This window comes from Streptomyces sp. NPDC026515, from assembly GCF_055567595.1.
This window is the reverse complement of sequence record NZ_JBVHQD010000026.1, coordinates 27,837-50,738: the sequence shown is the minus strand read 5'-3', so window position 1 is coordinate 50,738 and position 22,902 is coordinate 27,837. Positions and strand designations below refer to the sequence as shown.

Here is a 22,902-nt window from a genome sequence, read left to right as displayed (position 1 = left end):
CCATGAGGAACGCGCGACATCCGGAGCGGAACGAGATCGAGGTCCTGTCGGTGATGGGCGCGCTCAGCGACCCGATCCGGGTCGGCCTGGTGCGCGTCCTGGCCGACGGCCGTGAGCGCGGCTGGGGCGAACTGCGTGCACCGGTGGCGAAGTCCACCCTCAGTCACCACCTGAGTGTGCTGCGCGACGCCGGCGTGACCCGCACCCGGCAGGAGGGCACGCGCTGCTTCGTCGAGCTTCGCCGCGAGGACCTGGACGCACGCTTCCCGGGCCTCCTGTCCGCCGTTCTGAACGCAGCCGACGCCGCCGACGTCGGCGCCGGCGTCGGCCTCGCCCACGACACGCCCGCCGCCCTGCCGGATGGACCGTGCGCGCCGACGGGAGGCCCACGGGCCCGCTAGCCGCGACAGGGCGTGGTTGCCGGCACCTGCACGGGGCGCAGCAACCCGGTGACCCTCGAACTCGTTGCGGCGTACGCCGGGCACCCCTTCCCTCCCCGCCCGAGTGGCTGCCGATCGAGGACGAGCGTGACGACGGGGCCTGCGGGGACAAGCTCCACACCCGTGCTCGGCGCCGCACCGGCTGACCCGCTGACGGCGGGTGGAGCCCATGAGCCCTGAGGACCCGCCAGGAAGCCCTGGAGCGGAACGGGTTGGTGAAAAGCCGGACCGGACACCGTGCCACCGTGCCCTGAGGGGCTCGCACACGGCCGCCCAGGAGGGCTCCAGGGCCCGGGGCCGCGGGGCTCAGGCCGACGGGACAGCAGGCCCGGATGCTCGACGTCTCACCCACCTGCTCGACCCGTGGGGAGAGTACCTCCGTTGCCTGCGGACCGACGCCTTCACGAATGAGGCGTACGGGTCGGTGTCATGCCCTCAACGGGTTGCGGAGGGCGCGGGAGCACCGATATTCCGGCCCCGCGGTCTACGCCGGAAGCCTTCGCCGGCAGCCCGGTCCCAACATGCGCCGGGTGCGCCGGCGGTCACACGGACGCAGGCCCCGAAGAGCCTCGCGGACTGTGGAGGGAACCATGGGCGGGGGTGAGGTCGTGTCACGGTGCAGACGGAAGGGTAAAGCGGCGGGAGTACGGAGGAAGAGACCACGGGGGGGAGGAGTATGCAGATCATCGAGGTGACCGGCTACGCCGTCCGTTCTGCTGTGATCAGCATGAGGCGTACGGGAACGCCGCTCGAATTCCTGATCTTCCCGATGCTGCATGTGGCGTCGCCGACGTTCTACTCCCAGGTCCGCCTCCGGCTCAGGGAGTGCGACCTCATCGTCGTCGAGGGAATCCGGGGAAGGTCGGCCGCGGTGAGCGCCCTCACGCTCGCCTACCGGTTCGCTCCGCGCCGACGGCGCAACGGCCTGCAGGAGCAGCGCGATGAGCTGGTGCTGCCCGAAGGCGTCCCGGTGATCAACCCGGACGTGACCGCGGCCGAGGCGCTCGCGGATCTGAAGACGCTGCCGCGGTGGACGTACGTGCTGCTCATGGTCGCGGCCCCCGTGATGGGTCTGGTGTTCGCCCTGCGCGGTCCGCGTGCCTTCCTCGACGAGGACCAGGAGGTCGAGGACCTGCCGTCGACGCTGCGGGCGGAGATGATGGCCGACAGCCCGGTGGAGCACGCGATGACCGACCGGCGCGACCAGCGGCTGCTCGACGCGCTCGGTGAGATTCACTCGGAACGCGGCGGCGAGCCGATACGGGTGGGCGTTGTCTACGGAGCCGGCCACGTCCCGGCGATCGTCACAGGACTGTGGAACCACTACGGGTACCGGCCGCGCGAAGCGGAGTGGCTCACCGTCCTGGTCCCGGAGTAGTCCGCCTCGGGTCACTGCGCACGCCGCGGGGCAGAGCGGGGCAGGCAACCGTGCTGGTGGGCGCGGAAACCCGCCGTCCCGTCGATCTGCTCCCCGACTGGCTGCGGAATCGAGGTCGTCCGCCGAAACCGGGCACAGTTCCTCCCCGAAGGTCCTTTGCGCCGGAGCGCCCCAGGTCGTCCAGGTCGCTGATGCCGGCACTTGTGGCACAACCCAGGCGAGGCCGCAGACCGGCCTGCCGCCCGCCACCGCCAGTGCCTCCCTGTCCTGGTCCTCGAACCGGCCGAGCGCGACGCCGAGAGCCCCCGGGGGAACCGCCACCCGCGCCCTGGAAGAGCGACCGGTTCGCCGACCGCATCCGGTCCCGGCACGCCGCCGTCCGTGCCCTCCCGGAAACCGGCCGCAGCCCCCGCTCGATCGGCCGTCGGCTGCACATGACCTACCGCACCGTCAAAAGCCTCGCCGACACCGCCGGGCCGGAAGCCCTCCTCCGCGCGCAGTGGCAGTACACCGCACTTCCGCGCCGGACGAGCCTGGACGAACGGTGGAGCGACGGCTGCACCAACGCCTCAGCTCGCACTCCCACGGAAACCTGTTCTGGTCGCCGCACAACACCGCTGTCAGCGGCCGCTGCGATGATCACCGCACCCTGGCGTGAGGAGATCACTACGGGCACCTGGGACATCGGCCCGTTCGAGAACGACCTCGCCGCGGACTTCGCCTACACCCTGGACGTGACTGTCAGGGACAGACGCGAGGGTCTTGTGCGTGCGATGCTGGCCCGCACCATCCAAACCCTGGACTACCTCGAAAGCCCCGAAGGGACAGAAGCTGTCGCTGCCGCCGCCCTCATCGCTGCACCGTGCCCAGGGGGCGAGCCGATCAGCACAAGCTACCTGCCTGACGAAGCCCTCCCGGTCGTCGCTGACGATCTCCGGCCGCCTGCGGTCGAGGCGCTCGACCGGGTGATAGCCGAGGCGTCCGAACTCGCCGAGCTCTGGGACGAGACACCCGATGGTCCGAAGTGGCGGCGGAACATCAGTCGCATTCGCGCTGTCCTCGCACCCGGGCCCGCGCCTCAGGAAAACCCACTGTTCGGCCTCTGACCGGACAACTCGGCGCTTTCGTGCCGAGTGACGCCCCGTTATGGCTGGACGTCGAAGAGAGCGATGGAAGGTGGCGACGGGACAAGGACCGCGCGAAGGCGCGTGAGTATGGCCTGCCGCTGCTTCCAGTCCTCCTGGGCGACCCAGTTCGAGGCCGGGCCGGCCTCGTCGCCGGCGATGCGGGCGAGGGCTTCGCCGGCGAGCGCCCGAAGTTCGGAAGGGAACACGGGCACAGGTGTCCCGTCTCAATCGATCTGAGGCAGCCTGGGTGTTGCGGGGGCGCCGTCCGTGGCGCCCCCGCCCGGTGGTCAATCAATTCCAGGTCATATTGATCTCACGCCCGAAATTGACGTATCCAGCGCGTTGGAAGGCCTTCGCCATGGGGACGTTGCCCAGGTCTGTGGACGCGCGGATGTGGGGGACGTCTTGCTCGGCAAGGATGCGGGTGCCCTCGGCGAGGAGGTCGTCGATGTAGCCATTGCCGCGGTGTGTGGGTACGACCGCGATGTAGGCGATGATCGCGTTGTAGCCGTTGTGGGCCGGGAGGACAAACCCCACCGGCTCTCCATCGGGCAGCGTTGCGATCCGCCACCAGTCTCGCGGGCTTGTGTAGCGTGCCAGCTCGTCCTCGAAGTGCTTGACTGCCGCCTCCTGGGCGGACATCCGGGTCAGGTCGTCACGGCCATGTGCGTCCAGCGTGCCGTCCAGAACCAAGGTCATCAAGGTCACGAGCTCTCTGACATCGCGGATCGGCCGGAACCTGAGGCGCTCGGTGGACATGGGGACTGGTGATTCGGGGCGCCATTCCAGGCGCAGTCGTTCGACGAAGAACCGGGCACCGGTCCTTTCCACTACCGTCATGCGGTCCTCGACGGCTTGTCTGGTCACTGTGTTCTCGCGCCAGTCCGGCGGGACGAAACGGCTGTACTCAGGGGGACGCGATCCGTTCGGAAGCAAGGCGGCCATCGCGGTGCGCAGGAGTCGCACCCCGATGTCCCTGTGATCGGATTCCGCGGCGTTGTCGTCGATGTCCAGGACATCCAGGATGAGGGGTGTGTCGCTGCCGGCTCGACTCCACCAGGCGGCTCTGGCCAGTAGGCGGTCACCGCGCAGGGCGACCCACATCCATTCCGGGCGTCGGCGGCCGACGGCAAGGTCGTCTGCCAGTTCCTCGTTGAGGAGGTAGGGCATTTCGGAGAAGAGGCCGAGTTCTTCGGGTCCGTTGATGGGACGTATGGACAGGTCGTTCTGTTTCACGGTTCAGGCACGCTCCGGTGAAGGCGCCCGTCCGCTCCGGGGTCAGACGCGGTGCGCGCCCCGGGAGGACGCAAGCGCGGTGATCATGGGGATCATCGGCTTATCCCTCCTCTCGCTGTCGTGCCCTCACACTCGTGGCAGGGGCCTGGTCGCAACGTCTATCCAACCGAGGCCCCTGTGCGCAAACCGTTTTCGATCACCCCGCGTGTGGCCGTGTCAGTAACGGGGGAATGTCAGGGAACAGGTCCGGGAGTCCCAGCCGCACCCAGAAGTCCGTTGCATCCATCCCGGCCCTCATGACCAAGCACCGACGCGGTACAGAGACCGTGGGCACGGTGCGTCAGTGGCACCTCGGAAAGACTGAGACGCGGTCCGGCCGGCGCACATCGCCATCCGAACCGGTGCCCACGCCCGCTGCTCCCCACTCCCCGCCTCCCTCGGGCCGGTTCACCCGGAATCCTGCACCTCTCAGCACGGAAAGTCCTCATGTCGCGGCCTGCGTGTGTGCAGGCCGACGTATTCCGCCGGTAGCTGCCTCCCATGGCTGCCAGGCCGGGCCCGCGTAGCGCACCGATCTGCGGAACCGCGGCCTTGGACAGCGCACAAGTCCCGCAGGGCGATGCGGAGTTACTCAGAACCGTGGCACGCCCGCCAGGAGAGCCCTTCGGCAGGTGCCGCCCTGCCGAGCCGTCCGTCACCGGAGGCCCGGGGTGCGCGGTTGGATGGCGGGCCCCACGGCCGGCCCGCTGTAAGCCGCCCGCTAGCATCCCTTCGCATGAGGTGGCGGGGGTGGCGGCTGGGGGCCGTGGCGGTGCTGGCGGCGATCTGTGTCTCAGGTCCCGGGCACCCGGGGATCATCAGCACGGCGTCGGACCTCGGCCCGCTGCCGGCCGACCGCTACGCATACACGCCGCAGGACAACCAGCGGTCACAGCGGGCCACGGCGCTGCTGGTCCGGCAGTGCATGGAAGGACGCGGCCACCAGGGCTTCCCGCTCGATCCCCGCTACCCCACCGACCCCATCGTGGCCACCGCGGTCAGCACCGACTACGGGATTCTGGACCTCGCCGCCGCCCGCCGGTGGGGCTACGGCTGGGACCCCGCCACGCTCATGGCCCCCCGGCCGGAGGGTCGCCGGATGACCGGCACCGAGTACGCGGACTTCCCCGACTGCAACGCCGAGGCGAGCCGACGGCTGCTGCGCGGCATCGACGTCAAACGGGACTGGCTCTACGCCATGACACGGGCGGCCGAGGTCGACAAGGTGGTCGGGCGCGACCCGCGCCTGCGCGCGGCGTGGGACGTGTGGTCCCGCTGTATGGCAGAACAGGGGCTCCCGCGCTACCCCGACCCCGTCGCCGCGTACACCGCCTGGCAGCGCGGCAGTGACGGCAACACCCGGCATACGCAGCGGGAGCGGGCCACCGCCGTCGCGGACGTCACCTGCAAACGCCGCCACCACACGGCCGAGATCTGGCACGCCGCACGAGCGCGGCAGCAGACCGTGGACATCGCACGGCACCGCGACCGCTACGCTGCCGGACTGCGGGCGCTGCGGACCTACCGGGCCGCCGTCACCCAGGTGCTGCGAGAACTCGGCTAGTCCTGTTCCGCACGGGCTTGCCGGGTTGCGTTCAGACCGCCCGCACTGCACAGCCGCCGCGGGCCACTTTCGAGATTCGAGGCTGCGTCGAGCCGCCGGCGATGAGTTCCGCCGCGCGGAGAGGTCTTTCTCAGGCGGACGCGTTCGCGAGGCGCGGGCAGAGGCACCGGCCCCTCCTCGGATCGCGGCCACCCACGGACTCGGCCCGGCAAGAGAACCGATGAGGAGACGCCCGCGTGAGCGACATGGTGGTCCAGAAGATCGTCCGGCCCGAACGCGCAGTGTCGGGCCCGTGGCTGGAGGTGATCGCCTCGAATCTCGACTACCACCGGGCGACCTTCCTGTGGAAGTGCGAGGGCCTCACCGATGAACAACTGCGGCTGCGTCCCGTACAGCCGTCGACATTGACGCTGCTGGGGCTCATGCGCCACCTGCAGGGAGTTGAACGGGCCTGGTTTCAGCGGACGTTGGCCGGCACCACGCCCGACTTCTCCCCCTACCGGACCTACCCCACCGCTGACGGCGGCGAGTGGTACGACGAGTCGGACGCCACCCCCGCCGGCGACGTCTACGCGGACTACCTGAAGGCGTGCGAGGAGTCCCGGCAGGTGTTCGCCGAGGTGACCGCCGACCCCGGGCGGATCGTCCCTAACCCGGAATTCGGTGACACCGATGTGAGGTTCGTCCTTGAACACGTGATCGAGGAGTACGCCCGCCACGTCGGCCACGCGGACCTCCTGCGCGAGGCCATCGATGGCGTCACCGGCGAATAGCCGACCCCTGCGCCCACGTAACGCCCCCCGCCGGTGGGAATCCGGGCGGGGCGGTCGTCGGCAAGGTGGCGTGCTCTTCGGCAAGGTGCCGGCTGTGCCAAGGCTCCCGGAGGATCGCGAGCCTTGGGAGATCACCGTTGAGCGGTGGTGCTCGCTCCATCGAGTGCTTCCCGGATGATGTCCGCATGTCCGGCGTGCTGGGCTGTCTCCCTGATCAAGTGCAGCAGGATCCGGCGCGCAGACCAGTGGACGGTCTCTGGTGGGGACCACGGAGTCTTGGGAAGAGGCACGCTCCGGTCGAGGTCCGGCAGGGCGGCCACGGATTCCTCGGTCCTGTGAGCGGCAGCGGTGTACTGCGCCAGCAGCCCGGCGAGCGTCTCGCCTTCGGCCATGCGGTACTGCTCCAAGCCGAGCATGCCTCCCGGCAGTTCCCCGTCCCCCTTGACCATGATCTGCGTCCACACCCGCTCACCCCGGATGAGGTGCTTGATGATCCCGCCCAGGGTGAGCTCACTCACGGTCGTGCGCTCTGCTGCCTGGGCGTCGGTGATGTCACGCACGGTGATCAGCAGCAACGCCCTCTGCTCCGCGAGCGAATGCAGCAGTTCACCGCGCTCGCCTGGAAGAAACGGGGCTGGGTTCTGTGACGAAGTGGTCATGGGAAGACCGTAGGAAGCATCTAGGTCGGTGCGTGTCCTCAAGTCCATCCCGTGGGCTCAACGGGTGGGTCGGTCGCTGACGACCTTGCCGAGGGCCTCGCTGACGGCGGCGCTGACGGCGGCCTCGCCCACGAGGTTCTCGCCAGTGGCGAACGCGGCGAAGGGAGCCCGCAAGGGCAGGTTGTTGATCGTCCGCGGTTGGCCGCGCGAGTTCCGGACGCTGGAGGTTTGGCGGTGGGACCGGACAGGCGCCGCATGGTTGGACGACGCGGTGGGCGACGTCGGCTCCCAGTGGGGCCGGTACGAGTACGTGACCAGCATCGGGCGGCCGCCGCCTGAACACGGCGGCGACCGCCCGATCGCATGTCCACATGCTGTCCGGAGCCCGCGTCAACGCATCTCGAGATGCGTTGACGCTCCGATCGATATGCGCCGGCTCCTGACTGATTGGTCGTCGGTTCTGGCGAACATCGTGGCCACCCTCGCGCTCGAGCACCTCTCCGGACCGGACTCACCCCTACGAAAGGGCCTTGTAGCCAGTCCAGCCGCTCGCGATCTGCACCCGCGGACCGAACGAACCCTTTCCGTCCCCGTTGTTGCGCCACACTTTGCCGCCGGTGTCACGGGAGACCAGATCCGGCCTGCCGTCGTCCGTGATGTCGCCGACCCCGACGACCGCGTTGTACGAGCCGCCCCAGTTCGACAGCACCTTGACGCGGGCCGCGAACGTGCCGTCGCCCTTGCCGTTGTAGCGGTAGACGTTGTTGGACGTGTCCTGGGCCAGGAGGTCGGCCTTGCCGTCGCCGGTGAGGTCTCCGGCGCCGACGATCTTCTTGTAGCCCTTCCAGTTGTCGTAGAGCTTGACGCGGGCGGCGAGCTTGCCTGCGCTCGTCCCCTTGTAGAGGTAGACCGTTCCGGTGGACGAGTTCCTCGCGATCAGGTCCGGGCGTCCGTCACCGCTCACGTCGCCGGGCGAGGTGAGCACGTTGTACTGCGTCCAGCCGCTGGTCCCGAGGGTCGTGTACGACGTCGACGGCTTGGCCGCCGCCCCGCAGCCCGGCCTGTAGAGCCGCAGCGCGCCGTTGTTGTAGCGGACCAGGACGTCGTTGCAGCGGTCGCCGCTGAGGTCGCCGAACGGGATCGCCATGATGGTCGTGGGCCAGCCGGTGCCCGTGTACTTGTCGCCCAGCCTGCCCGTCCCCGTGCCGCTGTGGAGGGTCAGCCCGCCCGAGGAGTTCAGGGTGAGCAGGTCGCCGCGGCCGTCCGGGCCGTCGGGGCTGACGAAGTCGCGGCGTACCGCGGCTCCGCGCTGCAGGAAGCCTTCTCCGCTGCTCACCGTGTTCGGTGTGGTGGTGCCGAGGCCGGTCGCCTTCAGGGTCCAGGTGAAGTGGCCGTTGGGGAAGTAGCCCCCGCTCGCCGTCTTCCCGTTCCAGGTCGCCGTCACCCGGTCCGGGGTTGCGCCGCCGGTGAGGGTGCGGGTGGCCTTGCCGTTCGCGCCGCTCTGGACCGAGGTGAAGGCAAGCGACCAGGAGGTGACCGGGCGGGACAGCACCCAGGTGCCCTGGAGGGGTGCCCCCGGGCCCACGTAGTCGCCGACCGACGTCTCGAAGGCCGTCACGGCGGAGGGAGCGACACCTGTGGTCGTGACGTGGGTGCGTTCGTAGTCGTCGAACCAGGCGACCAGGCCGGTGTACTCGTCGACGGTCCAGCGGTAACGGCGGTCCACGGTCAGGTTCATGTCGGCCAGGCCGGAGGCGATCGTGCGGCTGGTGCCGGTGACCGCCTCGGTGAGGACCAGCGTGCCCGCGCCATGGTCGTGGCGGACGGTGAAGCCGTCGCCGAGCAGCACGTCACCGGGGGTGACCGCCTTCGACGTACCGGCCTTGGTGTCGTACACGCCCGCCGAGTCCGTCCCGCAGGCCCAGTACACCCAGCGTCCCGCCGCCTGGAGTTCGCTCGGGACGCAGGCCAGGCCCGGGACGGTCACCGTGCTGAGCGTCTTCTCCTGCGGGATGCCGTACGAGGTCAGCTTGCCTGCGGTGGAGGCGCTCCACAGGGTGGAGCCGTTCAGGGCGGCGGCGCGCACCGACCGCTGCAGCTTCTGACCGTGGCCGAACTCGCCGACGTACTGCGCCGGGGAGGTGCCGCCGGAGTCGAAGACGGCGTAGTGGTCGGAGACGTCGACGATGCGGCCGCCCCGGCCACCGAAGTCCAGGTCGTTGCCGCCGATCTCCACCAGCCGGTCGTCGCCGAGGCCCTCGCCCTCGTCGTTGCCGCCGTTGGCGTCGAGGTAGACGTCCCGGGCGTCGAGGTTCCCCCACAGCGCCGAGCACGTGGTGCCCTGGTACGGGCAGAGGGCGGCGTATATCGAGCCGCTCGCCGTGGCTCCGGACGCCGTCAGCGTGGCGGAACCGTCGGTGGTGAGGGTGCGCACGGACGTGGTGTCCGCGGTGGCCTTCGGGTCGTCCTCGGCGACGCGAAGACGGCCGCGACTGAGCGCGATGCCCGTCTTGGCGTTCTCCACCGCGGGAACCTGCTGGATCTTCGCCAGCTTCAGCGTGCCGTCCTCGGCCTGGCTCACCCGCCGCACCCACCAGTCGGTGGCGTCGGTGCCGCCGGTGACCAGCGCGCTGCCCTCACCCGCCGCCAGCGTGTACTCGCCGGCGCTCTCCAGCAGGGTCTGCTGGCGCGAGGGATCGTCGATGTCGACCGCGAGCAGCCGGGAGCCGAGTGAACCGGAGGACAGCGGCAGCAGCAGCTGGTCGCCGACCAGCACCGGGGCGCCGTCGAGCGGGCTCAGGCCGGTGGGCAGCGTGACGATCTGTTCGGCGGCGGCGAGGTCGGTGCGGGACTTCAGGTGCAGCTTGCCGGCGGCTTCGTCGTACCAGCCGATGCGGTCCTCGCTCATCACGTAGTGCGAGGCGAAGGTGGCGTCGTCGAATGCGAAGGTGTTCACCGACGAGCCGATGTCGATGTAGCCGATCCTGCTGGTGCTGACGGACCAGAGCACACCGTCGGAGTCCGCCGCGCGGACGTCGTCGCTCCCCATGATCGCCACGTCGCCGGTGACCGCACGGGTGCGCCACTCGCCGTCGACCTTGTCGATCAGGGCCTGGGAGGTGACGATCGTGTCGCCTGCGAGGGCACGGTAGTAGCCCGGTCCGTACTGGCCGGAGCTGTTCCAGGTCACCTTCTTGGAGGTGGCCGTCGCCGGATCCCACAGGGTGGCGTACGCGTCGTTGGCCGTGGTCGGCAGAGCGACCAGGTCGCTGTCCGTGCCGTACCAGGCGTGACGGCACTCGGAGCCGATGGACGTGCAGCCGGTGCCCGGGGTGTAGACGCCGCCGGCGTTCTCGACGGTGACGGTCCTGCCGGTCGCGTAGTCGGTCCACAACAGTCCGGCCCTGCCGGTCTGCCGGTGCAGGAAGCCGGTGTCACCCGCGGCGTAGGGACGGTCGGTGCGCGGTGTGCTGGAGCTGGGGTCGACCAGCGTGATCGCGGTGGTGCCGGACCCGGACCCGGCCGCTTCCGCGGAGTCACCCCCCTCCGACAGGACGACGACGGACGCGGCCACTACGGCGAGCGCGAGCGAGGAGACGGCGGCGGCAAGCCCGCCCCGTCCCAGGGCGTGTCTGCCCACGTGAAGTTCCCTCCCCTACGAGGGTCCGTACCCTCGTACAAGTGGCGGGATCGTACCAAGGTTTGGCAAAGGCAAGGCTGCTCTCGCAGGTGAGAGGGACGAGCCGGCCACCCGTACGGGCAGGCAGCGGCTTGGTCACGCTCGTGCGGAAAGCGGCGAGCCGACGGAGCCGGACTCATTCCGCACACCACCACCGAACGGTCCTTGGGGAGACCACGCTTCAGCTGGAACTGCTCGTGGCCTTCCTCAAGGTGTGCGTGGTACCCGACCAGTGGTGAGGGAGATGGCCGACGGCGTGGACACGGGCATGGCGTCAGCGGGAGTCGGAGGAGGGAAGAGGATCCCCGCCTGTCGTTCCCCGTACGACGTGGAGAAGCGGAGCGCGCCAGTTGACCGACACGAGCCGTAACCACCTTGCACGGGAATGCCCGGCCCCCTGCCCGTGTTGTGACGGACGTGGTTGTGGAGGGGACAGTGTCCCCGGGCCTCACCTATTGCCCATGAGGAAGATCGTTCGGCTGAAGCCTCATGGAGCCTTTCGCCGCGTAGGCGACCGCCCTTCGCAATCACACGCACATCCGCTGCCCGTCCCAGAATCCAGGGGCGGGCAGCGTCGTGTCCGAACCCGCCGGCTACCAGCGCATGCCGAGCGCATCCGGTGCTGTACGGTCCGGGCTGCCCCAGTAGTCGGCAGAGGCTGGCGCGGAAGGTTTACGCGTGATCGCGTAGAGCGGTGCGATCGCGCGCATGATGGTGCCCGCGGCCCGCTTCCTGCCGCGCCTCGGACAGTATGGTGACCAGCTCCGAACCCCGGCTTGCCGGGGCACCGCCGCCTCCTGGACGGAGAAGGCGAGATGACGTCGAGAGAATTCGGTGCGCAGCCGGCGCGCCGGCACGGCCCGACTGGCCATGATCGACGCAGTCGGCTCATGCCACTGGCCCCGGGCGATGCCTGATCCGCCGTCACGTACGACTCGTGAGGGGTGAGCTGCTCGGTGTTCTGGTCACACGTCAGGCGGCGGCCTTGTGGGCGGACCGGGTCCGGGAGGCGTCTTCGATGGCGTTGAGGAGCCGGTGCCGGTCCAGGGCGTGGTCGAAGCCCGGGACGATGTGGGTGCCGTTACGGAGGTCGGCGGCGAGTGCGGCGTAGACCTGGGCCACGTTGTGTGCCGGTCCCGTAAGCCCACGGGGCACTGCGGTGAAGTAGTGGTCGGGGATCTCGATGGGCGCGACTTCGCTGTCGCTTCCCTGGCCGCCCTGTAGGTGCAGGTCGGCGACCTGGAGGTTGCCGTTGATGCCGGGGGCGCTGAGAACCAGGTCGCCCTCGGTGCCGTTGATCTCCCAGCGGAGGTTGTCGCCGCGGGAATAGGCACCTCGGTAGAAGACCGAGGCGGCGGCGCCACCGCGCAGGGTGCCGGTAACGGACACCTGGTCGGCTGCGGTGACCGGGACGGTGATCCCCTCATCGGTGATCCGGACCTCTGTGCGGCCCCTGACGAGGTTGGCGGAGACCTCGTCGAAGTCGCCGAGTACGAAGTTCAGCGCGTCCAGAGCGTGCATGGCCGGGACCGCGAGAGTCGTCGCACCGCTGGCCTCGTCGAAGATGTAGGCATGGGATCGGTCTGTCTCGCCGACCCAGGCGACCCCCGAACCGACGAGGGTGGTGCCGAGTACCTTTCCGAGATAACCCTCCGCGACCAGGTCGCGGGCGTGGCGCACCGCAGGGGCGAAGCGCCCTTGGAGACCGATCACCGTACGGACCTGTGCGGCGCGGGCGCGCTCCGCCAGTACGGCGGCCTGTTCGAGGCCGACACCGAGCGGCCACTCGCTGTAGACGGCCTTGCCTGCCTCCAGCACGTCGGAGATCAGCGCGTGGTGGTGGGCGACCTTCACCGCCACGACCACCAGGTCCACGTCCGGGTGAGCGATCAGGTCGCGGTGGTTGTCGAAGCCCGCCGGAACGCCGAACTTGCGGGCTGCCGCCTCGGCGGACTCGCGCCGGGTTGTGCTGATCGCACGCAGTTCGTAGTCGGGCAGCGCGCTGAGGGCCGGTATATGGCTCAGTGCCGCCCAGCCGTCGAGGCCGGCCCCGATGATACCGACACCGATTGTTCCCATGGGATGATCTCCTCTTGCACCGTGGTACTCCGCCTCGGAACTCCGTCGCGGCGGGGTGGCTCATACAGTGGTGGGACGGGTGTGATGTGCTCCCCGCACTGCCGACTGCTCACGATCGAGCCTCTGCCCGGGAGCGGATCCGGACAAGAGAGCACTTCAAAGTGCCCAGGTATCGCGGAGGGAACCGTGGCCCGCGCAACTACAGAAGAATTCCGCACCGAAGCGGGATCCGTATCCTCAGGCTGCCGGGAGGAATCGCGTCCACTGATCCGCAGCGTGCTGGAGCGCATCGGCGACAAGTGGAGCGTGGTCGTCGTCTGCCAGCTCGGTGAGGAGACATACCGTTTCAACGAGCTGCGGCGACTGGCCAAACCGGTCACGCAACGGATGCTCAGCGTAACGCTGCGCGGTCTGGAGCGGGACGGGCTGGTCAGCCGCACCGTGCACCACACCGTTCCACCACAGGTCGACTACGCGTTGACCGAACGCGGCCGCTCGCTGCTGCGGGTCGTCCGCGACCTTGCCGAGTGGGCCGACACCCATGCGGAGGAGATCAGCGAGTCCCGCGCCGAGTACGAGGCCCGGGAGGGATGACCTCCCAGGATCGTCCACCCGACACCGTGCCGCGTAAAGAGCCTGGCTAACAGGTTGCCGGACCGGTTGCGGGAGGCTCACCGGCTGGACTTCTGTCGCGACAGGCTCGATGCCTCGTAGGTCAGGCCAAGCGGGGATGAAGCCATCCGAACGGTGTCCGAGTCCCGGTTGCCTGGGGCGCCGTCCGAAGTCCTTCCTCAGACGTGCACCGTCTCCAGTAGTGCACGGGTCTCGGCGACTACCCGCGCGTTGAACGCCGGGTCGTGCACCTGCGCGGAACCCCGCATGGGCTGTCCCTTCTCGTCGTAGTAGACGCCGGTGGTGTCCGACTCGTCGCTGAGTATCCGGGTGATCATGCGAGCAGCGGTGCCCGGGTTGGTCCAGTACTTGATGAGCGGGGCAAGTGGCGAGAGCACGTACTTCGACAGCAGACGCAGGAACAGGCTGGCATCACGGCCGAGATTCGTGCCGGGAGCGAAGCCGGGCTCGATGGCGTTGAACCGCAGTCGGGGTGTTTCGCGGGCGAAGGCGAGCACCGTGGCCAGGTTGCACTGCTTGGACGTGGCGTAGGCGTCTCCGCCGGGCAGTTTCGAGCCGCCGGGCTTCCACTCGCCACGGGTGCTCGCCTCGGCGGAGATGTACCGGGCGCCGCGGAAACCGGCCATGGTGGCGGCCTTGCGCTCCGGATCCTCCACGGCCGAGACGATGAACACCACCTGTGTGCCGTCTTCGAGGTGGGGTACGAGCGTCTCGGTGAACACGAAGGGCCCGATGTGGTTGGTCGCGTAGGCGATGTCCCAGCCGAGGGCGTTCGTGCCGGGACGGTTGGGGAAGATCCCGGCGTTGTTGAGCACGCCAGTGATCGGAAGGCCGAGCTCGGTGATCTGAGCGACGGCGCGTCGCACGCTCGTCAGGTCGGAAAGGTCGCAGAGGACGGACACCGCCTTTCCGCCTCTGCCTTCGATGCTGCTGCGCACGTCCTCCAGCTTGGCGGCGTTGCGCCCGACCAGGACGACGGTGCCGTACTTGGCCAGTTCGAGGGCGGTGCGGTGGCCGAAGCCTGAGGTAGGGCCGGTGATGACGTAGACCTTGTCGGGCATGATGATCCTTAGGTGTCTGACTAGACAGTCATTAATGGAGGTGCGTGAGTACGAGGAAGTGGGCCCGGGGCGGGTCAGCCGATCATGCGCCAGAGTGCGTCGAAGCCGGACTGCTTGTGCTCGTCGACGCGATCCGGGTCGCCGATGATGTAGTCGATGGTGGCTTCGGCCAGGGCACTGGACAGCGCGAACACCAAAGCCGCTGGGGCGTCGCGCATCGGGCCGTTCGCCCTGCCGCGCTCCAGGATCTCTCCGATGCCTGTCATGGTCCGGTTGGCCAACTCATGGGTGGACGCCGTGATCTCGTCGGAGACCTGGAGTTGGGCCAGAGTGCGGCGCTTCAGGGGATTGGCCGTTGCCCAGTCCATCCATCGTGACCACATGTGGAGCATCTGGGTGCGCGCATCGGCTGCGGGCAGGCCGCCGAGTGCGGCTGCCCCCATCTCGCCCTTCAGCTCCAGGTAGAGCTGGTTCAGTAGATCCGCTTTGGTGTCGAAGTAGGTGAACAGCGACCCGTTCGAGACGCCGGCCTCCTTCGCGATGGCCGCCGTCGCTGCCCCCAGCCCCTGAGCAGCGATGATCCGCGTGGCGGCGGCCATGATCGCCGCGCGCTTGTCGTCGCTCCTCGGTCTGGGCATGAGGACAGTCTGTAGGAGAGTGGTTAGTCAGTCAAGTGAAGGGGGTCACCCTTCCCTCGACGTGCGCCGCATCAGATGTCAACGCAGCCACCCGCTGGAACTTCGGTCGACCCGGGGGCGGTTGGTCTTGGTCACGGCCGAGACCAGGGACCGCCCGCCTGCCGCCATCGGACCTTCAAGCAAAGGGCACCTTGATCTGGTTTCCTCATCGACGCGCTCGCCGCGTCCAGCCCGAAGGCTCTTGCGGCGATCCGGGGCACGTGTTCCGAAGCGCGTCAGAGGGCCTGGGAGTTGGCCGGGGCAGGCAGTCCAGCCGCCGATGGCCAGATGATCGTGGACATCGCATGTGACCAGGCGCACCGCCCGCCGAAGCTCTCGCAGACGCGGACAGCGGGAACCTGGCGCGCCTCAAATCGACTGATCGTCTCGGCACCGGCGGTCAGCAGTCCCACCAAGGGGCGGCACCGGAAAACTCCAGGAGGCTGCCGGGAAGGTCAGTAGCCGCTGGCCGGCAGCACCGGCACGGATTCGTGAGCCATCGCCGTGTTCCAGAAGTGCGCCCGGGCTGTTCTGCCAGCGGCAGAACGCCTGCCTGACCGGACTTGACGGTCGCTACAGTCCACTTTCATGGTGACGATTTCCACGCGTACGGTCGAGTACCCGGCCGACGGCCTCACGATGATCGGGCACCTCGCGCTCCCGGCCGGCGTCGACCGCCGGCCCGCGGTCCTGCTCGGACCGGAGGGCATGGGGCTCAGCGATGTCGAGCGCCGCCGCGCCGATGCGCTCGCCGAGCTGGGATATGTAGCGCTGGCCTTTGACCTTCACGGCGGGCGCTATGTGGGCGAGCCCGAGGAGATGCTGTCCCGTTGCCTGCCGCTGCTCGCTGATCCCGACCGGATGCGGGGCATCGGCCATGCGGCGCTCGACGTGCTGTGCGCCGAACCGCGGGCCGACCCCGACCGGATCGCCGCCGTCGGCTACGGCACCGGGGGCGCAATCGCGCTGGAACTCGGGCGCGACGGCGTCGGCCTGCGCGCCATCGGGACAGTCAACGCACTGACCACGGGCCGACCGGGTGAGGCGGCGCGCATTCGCTGCCCGGTGTGGGCCGGGGTCGGGTCGGAAGACCCCATCATGCCGCTCGCGCAACGCGGCGCGTTCACCGCCGAGATGCAGGCCGCGGGCGTCGACTGGCGCCTTGTGGTCTACGGCGGAGCCCTGCACGCCTTCCACCACCCACCGGTCGACCACACCGTGCTGCCCGGCGTCGGCCACCACCCACGGCACGCACAGCGGGCCTGGCGCGACATCGTCGAACTGCTCGCCGAGTGCTTGCCTGTGACGGAGTGACCGGTCCCACGCATTTAGAGGTCACGGGTCCCTCAAACCGGCTTCGTGTCGCACCACCACCACGGCTCCAGCGGCAATCCGCAGTCCGGTTCCGTGCTCAGTCGAACCAGACCGCGAGGCGGACGCGCTCCGGGACGTGCGACTCGGCCACCGTCCTCGTCACGGCCCGGACGGGCCGGATGGGTTCCGGTTCCGGCAACGGTGCTTCGGCCGAGTGCTCCGGACCGATCGGGTTCGTCCCAGTCGGCGGCTGCGAACTCGGCCCAGCTGATCCACGTTGTTCCGTGCGCGTCCTGTGGTCCGCTCCATGCGTTGAGTGTCTCTCGCAGTCCCTGGGAAGCGTCCTCCGGCAGGCCGCGGTCATCGGACAGCGGTCGGAACGCGAAGGAGTCGCGGACGCCGAAGAGGCGGGCAAAGGCGTCATAGGCGTTGCCGACGTTGATGAGGAAGAGGCCAAGGGCGGCGTAGCGTACCGGGTCCTCGTCGTCCTCCTCGAAGATCCGGGCCGGGGGACTGCCCTCGATCACTCCGCTGACCTCGGTGGACATGCCCGCACTCTGCCGAGCACGGGCGGGGCCTGTCCGGCCGGCTTTCTCCCGCTCCGCCGGTCGGGGGCGTCACGGTGTCATGCCTGGCCCGCCCATTCCTCGCGGAGCATCCCGAAGAGCACCCGGTCGTAACGCTTTCCCTCCACCAGCACGGCCAACCGGCGGCGGCCTTCCTCGCGGAAGCCCAGCCGGGAGAAGGCACGCACGGCGCGCTCGTTGCCGCTCCAGGTGTCCAACTCCAGCCGGTTCAGGCCGTACGCGCCGAACAAGTGGCCCACCAGCAGCCGCAACGCGTCACTGCCACGGCCGCGACCCCAGTGTTCCCGCTCGCCGATGGTGACTCCGAGCGTGGCCGTTCCGGCGTAGGGGTCGAGGTCCCGGTAGTCGACCATGCCTATCGTCCTCCCCTCCGCCAGGTCCTCGACCGTGAACACGGCCGACTCCCTCGGGTCGAGTCGCAGCATGGTGTCGAAGGCGAGCCGGACCGCGTCAGCCGTGACCGGGCCGAACATCGGGTCACCGCCCGCGGCCCAGCGCACCACCTCCGGGTCATTGCGCCACCGGACATGGTGTTCAGCGTCCTCGGGGCGCAGCGCGCGCAGTCTTACGAGTTTTCCTTCGAACATCGACGAACTCTATTCGATCGGAGGGCTCGCTCAGGACGGCGATCTGGGCGGACACCACCACTCATCGGGTGATTCAAGCGACTCGGTGAAAGGGTCCACGGGCTGAGTGTGGTCCTGCCGCGGGTGTGACGGTGCTGGAACTCGGCGCAGGCTTCGCGCGCCTGCGCCGGCGGGCAGAGGTTCGCGATCGCGGAGGCCGCGACCCCGCCGTGTACGGCGATCTCACGGCGCGTGGGGGCCGGTGCGGTGGTCAGCCGACTGCCGTGACTGCCGGTGACCGGGAGGGTCCGTCAGGCCTTGCTGTCGTGGCGGGCGGTGCCGCTCCGGTGCGGTCGCGGTCTTCGTGGAAGCGTGCTGCCGACGATCTTCGTGACCGCGCCTGCTCAGGACTTTCCGCCGGAGCCGCGCGGCATGAATGTGCCTGCGGCAGATAGCAGACCACCTCCGGCTGCCGTCAAGTACCCGTTCCCTCGTAGGGGTTGCTGTCGCACCGGAATGTGTCATGTGCCCCGTGCCTGCCGTAGCGTTCTCGCACTGTGTCTGCCTGGGGGAGTCCGGCGGGCCGTACCAGGAGAGGACGGCGTCGGGGTGGTCGGCGATGGTCAGGAGTGGGTTGAACGGGCGGTCTGCCGAAGTGCTGATCCGGAGGAACTGTTCGTCGAGGGAGCGGCCCAGAACCAGGCGAAAGCCGTCTGCACGGGCTGTCCTGTGCGCACCGAGTGCCTCGCGCACGCCCTCGATCAACGCATCGAGCACGGCATCTGGGGTGGGATGACCGAGCGGGAACGGCGGGCGCTTCTGCGCCGCCGGCCGACGGTGACGTCGTGGCGGCTGCTGCTGGAGTCGGCGCGCGCCGAGTACGTCCGGCAGGACGCGCAGTATCAAGAGCCGGAGGCGAGGCCCTTCCAGGCGGGCTGAACCCTGCTCCGGTCCACCAGCGGCACATCCTGCCGACGCGGCCGGCCCCGCTCTCCCTGCCGTGTGACCGTGACTGACTTCAAGTGATCACGCTCCGGGCCGTGTTGTCAGTGCCGTCTGGAATGGTGCTGATCACGTTTGAGGGACTTGATGAGATCAACTGGGCTTCCATGTACCACGCGTACGGTTCGGCCGAGGAGGTGCCGGGGCTGTTGCGGGGGGCTGCGTTCCCCGGACGCCGGGGAACGTGGCAGAGCCCTTGACCGGTTCTACAGTGCGGTTCACCACCAGGGGCGACGTGTACCCGTCCACGGCTGCCTGCCTGCCCTTCCTGTTCGAGCTGACCGAGGACGGTGCCACGCCCGGGCGGGCGGGTGTGGTCGAGTTGCTGGTCAGTATCGGCCGGGAGTCCCTCGACCGGGGCCTCGTGGACGGCGGCACGGACGTCGAGTACGACCTGCCGACGGGCCATGGTCAGGCCGACGCCTTCCTGCGCCGGCGGGGAGAGCGGTTCGTCGAACTCGCCCGTGACACCGACCCGGACGTGCGCCTGGCCGCGCTTCCCGCACCGGGGCTGTTCCTGGACGACGCCGACCAGGCGGCCGCCGTGCTGTGTGAACGGCTGGCCGCCGAGCCAGGGATCGCGGCGCGGCTGCGGATCGTCAAGGCGGCTGCCACCCTGGCCCGGCGCCTGCCGGTGGCCGCGCACCAAGTGAAGGTCTGGCTCGCCGAGATCGCCGCCGAGCCCGCCTGGGGCCCGGTGACTCGGCTCGGGGCCGTGATCGAGCGGGCCCGCTGCGCCCCGGATGAGATCGGCGAGGACGTCGTACCCGCCGCGCTCGGCCTGCTGCGCGAGAGTGCCGGCGCCATACCCGTGCGACGGATCGCACCGTCGCCCAGCCGGACAGCTCCACCCACCGACGGCGTCGCGCCCCAGATCGTCGCCGCCTTGGAGGATCTCGACCGGCACACACGCGTGTACGCACCGACCACCGCCCTGCTGCGCACGTTCCACGACGTTCTGGGAGCCCGGGTGCCGGAGCGCACCGCCGTGCTGATGGAGCAGTTGCGCAGCCCCGACCCCGGCTCTCGCCTGGACGCGGTCCGTATGAGCCAGGAGCTGATGCGTGCGTGGCGCGGGGATCACACGCGTCTCCTCATGCTCGTCGCCGACCAGCTCGGCACGGCGGACCAGGAGGTCGCCGCCGAGGCTGCGGCAGCCCTGGCGTCCTGTCACCCGATCGCCGCACCGGCGCGGGAAGCACTCGCCGCCTGCATCGGCGCCCAGCGCACGACGCACGGCGCCAACGTGTGGGCGGCACCGCAGGCGCCGCTGCGCAGAAGCCATCAGGAGGCCGTCCGGGCGCTGGCGCGCCTCGGTGACATCCGGGCCATGCCGAGTCTGCCAGCCGCGCCGGACAGCGGCGTCGACGCCTGGCGCGCGATCCAGGTCGCGGGACATCTGCCCCATGCAGCTGAGGAGTTGGTTCCCCGGCTCTGCGACCACCTGCGTCGGCTCGACCTGTCCGACCAGCCGAACGAGATGAGCGTCAACGCGATCCTCGCCGCGCTGGCCGCGCTCGGCGACCCGTCCGCGATTTCGGTGATCGCGGACACGCTCACCGTCGCCGCAGCACGTCCCGGGCAGCGACAGGTCACACGATCCGCACTGAAAGCGCTGAGCGTGTTCGGTCCGGCGGCAGCCGGCGCCCGGAGCACGATCCAGGCGCTGACCCGCGACTCCGGGGCGCACCTACGCCCTGCCGCCGCCGAAGCACTATGGTCCCTCGGCGGTGACCTGTCCGACGTCATGCCGCTCCTGCTCGGTCTCCTCGACGACTCCGTCACCTTCCACATCAGCGACGCGGCCGATGTACTCGCCGAGATAGGCCCGCCCGCCACCGACGCCCTGCCGCGTCTGCGCAACCTCCTCACGCACGACTACGAATGGGTCCGGGTGCACTGCGCGGCCGCGCTCTGGGAGATCGGCGGTGCGGCCGAGGCGCCCGCGGTCCTCGACACCCTGCTGCAGGCAATGGCGAAGAACCCTGCAACGGCCAACCACGTGGTGGCCTGCCTGGACCGCATGGGCCCGCACGCGGCACCGGCCCTGCCCCTGCTCCGCCAGCAACTGGCCGAGCCCCGGCGCGGTGGCCGATTCCAGATCATCGACCACGACGAAGAACTCCAGCGCGTCAGCCGCACTCTCCTCGCACGGTTTGACCGCCCGCGACGGTCCTGAACCACTCCTCGCCACCTCATGACCCGGCCGTCACGCCAGACAGACCACCTGGTGATCCGCCTCGGACTCGTGAACGAAGCCGGACGGCTTTCACGGTCGAGTACTTCGACTTCGGCGGTTGCCAAGACGCGCTTTCCCGGCCGTCTGGGCGTCGGCGTGGCAGGCCCGGTCGGACAGATGCGTCGTGATCCGCACCGAGAGGGACCGCCGCTACGACTGCATCTCCGCGCCTTCACCGGTCAGTTCGCCGACGCTGGGAGCGAGGTGAGGCAAGTGCTGTCCTGAGCTGCGAAGCGCCTACGTCGGTGGACACGGGATCAGCAACCCGTCGGCCACCATTGTTCCCCGGGGCGCCCGATGGACCTGGCATGCGTGTGGCATGAGCCGTGGCCACGATCACGCGAGTTGCCGAGGAGGGGGCACAGCGGCGGCCGTGCCGTGATGATGGTCGAATGAAAGAAGAGTCGCCCGGACCGTCGCCGGTCATCCTGGGCATAGACGACCTCAGGCCTCTGCCGTGGACCACGCGGATCGCGCGCACTAGCGGCGAGGGTGTCAAGCTCCTGCAAGAGTACCGCGACACCTTCATCGACGAACTCTGGCTCGACCATGACCTCGGCGGCGACGACAGCATCTTGCCCGTGGTGACCCTCCTGGAAGAAGCAGCCTTCAACGGGCGGCCCTTCCGAATCGGCACGGTCTTCGTCCACAGCGCCAACCCCAGTGGCGCCGAGACCGTCGTCCGGTCACTCACACGCTGGAACTACCAGGTCCGGCGGACAACAGCCTAGTCTTCTGAGTCAGGATTTCTGCTTAGATGTATGGGCTTGGTCCATGGCGTGGACGGGCGGCCGAAGGCCGACTTGACGCTGTCGGACGAGGAACGGGCCGCGCTCGAGGGGTGGGTGCGGCGGCATTCCACGCCGCAGGCATGGGCATTGCGGTGTCGGATCATCCTGGCCTGTGCCGAGGGTGCGTCCACCAAGGACGTGGCTGCTGAACTCGGCTCCACGCCTCATGCGGTGGGCCGCTGGCGGGCCCGGTTCGTGCAGTACCGGATCGCCGGTCTCGGAGACATGCCACGTCCGGGCGGCCCCAGGACTGTGACGGACGAACAGGTCGCCGCGGTGATCGCCAGGACACTGGAATCCACTCCGAAGAACGCGACGCACTGGTCGACACGGTTCATGGCCAAAGAGACGGGCCTCTCACAGTCGTCCGTGTCACGGACCTGGCGGGCCTTCGGACTGCAGCCGCACCGATCGGAGACCTTCAAGCTGTCGACCGACCCGTACTTCGTCGACAAGGTCCACGATGTCGTCGGCCTCTACCTGGATTCGCCGGAGCGGGCCTTGGTGTTCTGTGTCGACGAGAAGTCGCAGATCCAGGCCCTGGACCGGTCCCAGCCCGTATTGCCGATGATGCGGGGTTCCCGAGCGGGCGACGCATGACGACGTCCGGGCCGGCACCACCACCCTGGCCTCTGTCCGCTCAGTGAACCGCGGGAAGGCGGTGACCCCCGGCAGCCCGAAGCCAGGCGGGAGCTGGTACCAGACGCAGCCCGAGGCAGCACCGAAGACGATCGTGGCCAGCACCTCGTGGTCCCCTCGCCGACGATGCCCTCCGCCCTGCGGACGAACCGGCGCCGGCGGCACCACGCGCTGGAACAATGTCCCCAGCCCATCCGGCGCCATCCGCTCGACAGGCACAGCAGTCGTCACCCCCGGACTGCCGCAACATCACGCCAACTGAAATGGCGTCTGAAAGCCCCGCTGCGGGACCGGCACGGACGGCAGGTCTGCGTTTCGGAAACCTCCAAGCCGCGCCACCAGGACACGACTTCCCGGCCCTCCGCGCCCTGGTGCGGCTTCCACCACGGCAGCCGCACCACGGCGAGCAGACTGGCAGC

18 protein-coding genes and 2 pseudogenes are annotated in these 22,902 nt (G+C 69.3%); 11 read left to right on the top strand and 9 right to left on the bottom strand.

The features are described from left to right. Positions 1-2 precede the first annotated feature (2 nt). The 3 genes from ACZ4O3_RS38045 (at position 3) to ACZ4O3_RS38035 (ending at position 2,924) form a co-directional block, all read left to right on the top strand. A complete protein-coding gene (locus ACZ4O3_RS38045; RefSeq protein ID WP_467726779.1) occupies positions 3-401 on the top strand; it encodes an ArsR/SmtB family transcription factor in 399 nt (132 codons plus the stop codon). A 715-nt stretch (positions 402-1,116) separates the two neighbouring features. Further along, positions 1,117-1,818: a hypothetical protein gene (locus ACZ4O3_RS38040; protein ID WP_362719112.1), complete on the top strand. Its 702-nt coding sequence runs from the start codon at positions 1,117-1,119 to the stop codon at positions 1,816-1,818. Between the two features lie 434 nt (positions 1,819-2,252). Continuing rightward, positions 2,253-2,924, top strand: a complete 672-nt coding sequence (locus ACZ4O3_RS38035; RefSeq protein ID WP_467726777.1) for a DUF4259 domain-containing protein — start codon at positions 2,253-2,255, stop codon at positions 2,922-2,924. A 312-nt stretch (positions 2,925-3,236) separates the two neighbouring features. On the opposite strand, the gene ACZ4O3_RS38030 is transcribed toward ACZ4O3_RS38035, so the two are convergent. Further along, a complete protein-coding gene (locus ACZ4O3_RS38030; RefSeq protein ID WP_467726775.1) occupies positions 3,237-4,181 on the bottom strand; it encodes a GNAT family N-acetyltransferase in 945 nt (314 codons plus the stop codon). 775 nt (positions 4,182-4,956) lie between these two features. Here ACZ4O3_RS38030 and ACZ4O3_RS38025 point away from each other — a divergent pair. Both ACZ4O3_RS38025 and ACZ4O3_RS38020 read left to right on the top strand, forming a co-directional pair. Next, complete coding sequence (locus ACZ4O3_RS38025; RefSeq protein ID WP_467726774.1) at positions 4,957-5,784, top strand: hypothetical protein; 828 nt, start codon at positions 4,957-4,959, stop codon at positions 5,782-5,784. 236 nt (positions 5,785-6,020) lie between these two features. After that, positions 6,021-6,557: a DinB family protein gene (locus ACZ4O3_RS38020; RefSeq protein ID WP_467726772.1), complete on the top strand. Its 537-nt coding sequence runs from the start codon at positions 6,021-6,023 to the stop codon at positions 6,555-6,557. 131 nt (positions 6,558-6,688) lie between these two features. Here the strand turns inward: ACZ4O3_RS38020 and ACZ4O3_RS38015 are convergent, their stop codons facing one another. The 3 genes from ACZ4O3_RS38015 to ACZ4O3_RS38005 form a co-directional block, all read right to left on the bottom strand. Next, positions 6,689-7,216 carry a DinB family protein gene (locus ACZ4O3_RS38015; RefSeq protein WP_467726771.1) on the bottom strand — a complete coding sequence of 176 codons (528 nt, stop codon included), beginning with the start codon at positions 7,214-7,216 and terminating at the stop codon, positions 6,689-6,691. 517 nt (positions 7,217-7,733) lie between these two features. Beyond that, positions 7,734-10,856, bottom strand: a complete 3,123-nt coding sequence (locus ACZ4O3_RS38010; RefSeq protein ID WP_467726770.1) for an FG-GAP repeat domain-containing protein — start codon at positions 10,854-10,856, stop codon at positions 7,734-7,736. Between the two features lie 1,011 nt (positions 10,857-11,867). Beyond that, positions 11,868-12,974, bottom strand: coding sequence for a Gfo/Idh/MocA family protein (locus tag ACZ4O3_RS38005; RefSeq protein ID WP_467726768.1), 1,107 nt, complete (start codon positions 12,972-12,974; stop codon positions 11,868-11,870). A gap of 276 nt (positions 12,975-13,250) precedes the next feature. Here ACZ4O3_RS38005 and ACZ4O3_RS38000 point away from each other — a divergent pair, with 276 nt between their 5' ends. Next, on the top strand, positions 13,251-13,568 hold the full coding sequence (locus tag ACZ4O3_RS38000; protein WP_362722163.1) for a winged helix-turn-helix transcriptional regulator: 318 nt from the start codon (positions 13,251-13,253) through the stop codon (positions 13,566-13,568). A gap of 197 nt (positions 13,569-13,765) precedes the next feature. Here ACZ4O3_RS38000 and ACZ4O3_RS37995 read toward each other — a convergent pair whose 3' ends face one another. Together ACZ4O3_RS37995 and ACZ4O3_RS37990 are read right to left on the bottom strand one after the other, a co-directional pair. Next, positions 13,766-14,668, bottom strand: a complete 903-nt coding sequence (locus ACZ4O3_RS37995) for an SDR family NAD(P)-dependent oxidoreductase (protein ID WP_467726766.1) — start codon at positions 14,666-14,668, stop codon at positions 13,766-13,768. A 74-nt stretch (positions 14,669-14,742) separates the two neighbouring features. Continuing rightward, complete coding sequence (locus ACZ4O3_RS37990) at positions 14,743-15,306, bottom strand: TetR/AcrR family transcriptional regulator (protein ID WP_362722157.1); 564 nt, start codon at positions 15,304-15,306, stop codon at positions 14,743-14,745. 627 nt (positions 15,307-15,933) lie between these two features. On the opposite strand from ACZ4O3_RS37990, the gene ACZ4O3_RS37985 reads away from it, so the two are divergent. After that, positions 15,934-16,659: a dienelactone hydrolase family protein gene (locus ACZ4O3_RS37985; RefSeq protein ID WP_467726764.1), complete on the top strand. Its 726-nt coding sequence runs from the start codon at positions 15,934-15,936 to the stop codon at positions 16,657-16,659. A 32-nt stretch (positions 16,660-16,691) separates the two neighbouring features. On the opposite strand, the gene ACZ4O3_RS37980 is transcribed toward ACZ4O3_RS37985, so the two are convergent. Together ACZ4O3_RS37980 and ACZ4O3_RS37975 are read right to left on the bottom strand one after the other, a co-directional pair. After that, positions 16,692-17,207: a hypothetical protein gene (locus ACZ4O3_RS37980; RefSeq protein ID WP_467726762.1), complete on the bottom strand. Its 516-nt coding sequence runs from the start codon at positions 17,205-17,207 to the stop codon at positions 16,692-16,694. Positions 17,208-17,284: 77 nt separating this feature from the next. Continuing rightward, entirely contained in the window at positions 17,285-17,833 is a 549-nt protein-coding gene (locus ACZ4O3_RS37975) for a GNAT family N-acetyltransferase (RefSeq protein WP_467726760.1), read from the bottom strand. Between the two features lie 588 nt (positions 17,834-18,421). Between ACZ4O3_RS37975 and ACZ4O3_RS37970 the strand changes: the two genes are divergently transcribed. The 4 genes and pseudogenes from ACZ4O3_RS37970 to ACZ4O3_RS37955 form a co-directional block, all read left to right on the top strand. Continuing rightward, entirely contained in the window at positions 18,422-18,751 is a 330-nt protein-coding gene (locus ACZ4O3_RS37970) for a WhiB family transcriptional regulator (protein ID WP_467726759.1), read from the top strand. 259 nt (positions 18,752-19,010) lie between these two features. Next, on the top strand, positions 19,011-20,993 hold the full coding sequence (locus tag ACZ4O3_RS37965) for a HEAT repeat domain-containing protein (RefSeq protein ID WP_467726757.1): 1,983 nt from the start codon (positions 19,011-19,013) through the stop codon (positions 20,991-20,993). A 452-nt stretch (positions 20,994-21,445) separates the two neighbouring features. Next, complete coding sequence (locus ACZ4O3_RS37960; RefSeq protein WP_467726756.1) at positions 21,446-21,784, top strand: cyclic-phosphate processing receiver domain-containing protein; 339 nt, start codon at positions 21,446-21,448, stop codon at positions 21,782-21,784. Between the two features lie 30 nt (positions 21,785-21,814). Beyond that, positions 21,815-22,499, top strand: a pseudogene (locus ACZ4O3_RS37955) (IS630 family transposase); the annotation flags it as partial. Here ACZ4O3_RS37955 and ACZ4O3_RS37950 read toward each other — a convergent pair. Beyond that, positions 22,466-22,687, bottom strand: a pseudogene (locus tag ACZ4O3_RS37950) (transposase); the annotation flags it as partial. The pseudogenes ACZ4O3_RS37955 and ACZ4O3_RS37950 overlap by 34 nt on opposite strands. Positions 22,688-22,902: the final 215 nt, after the last annotated feature.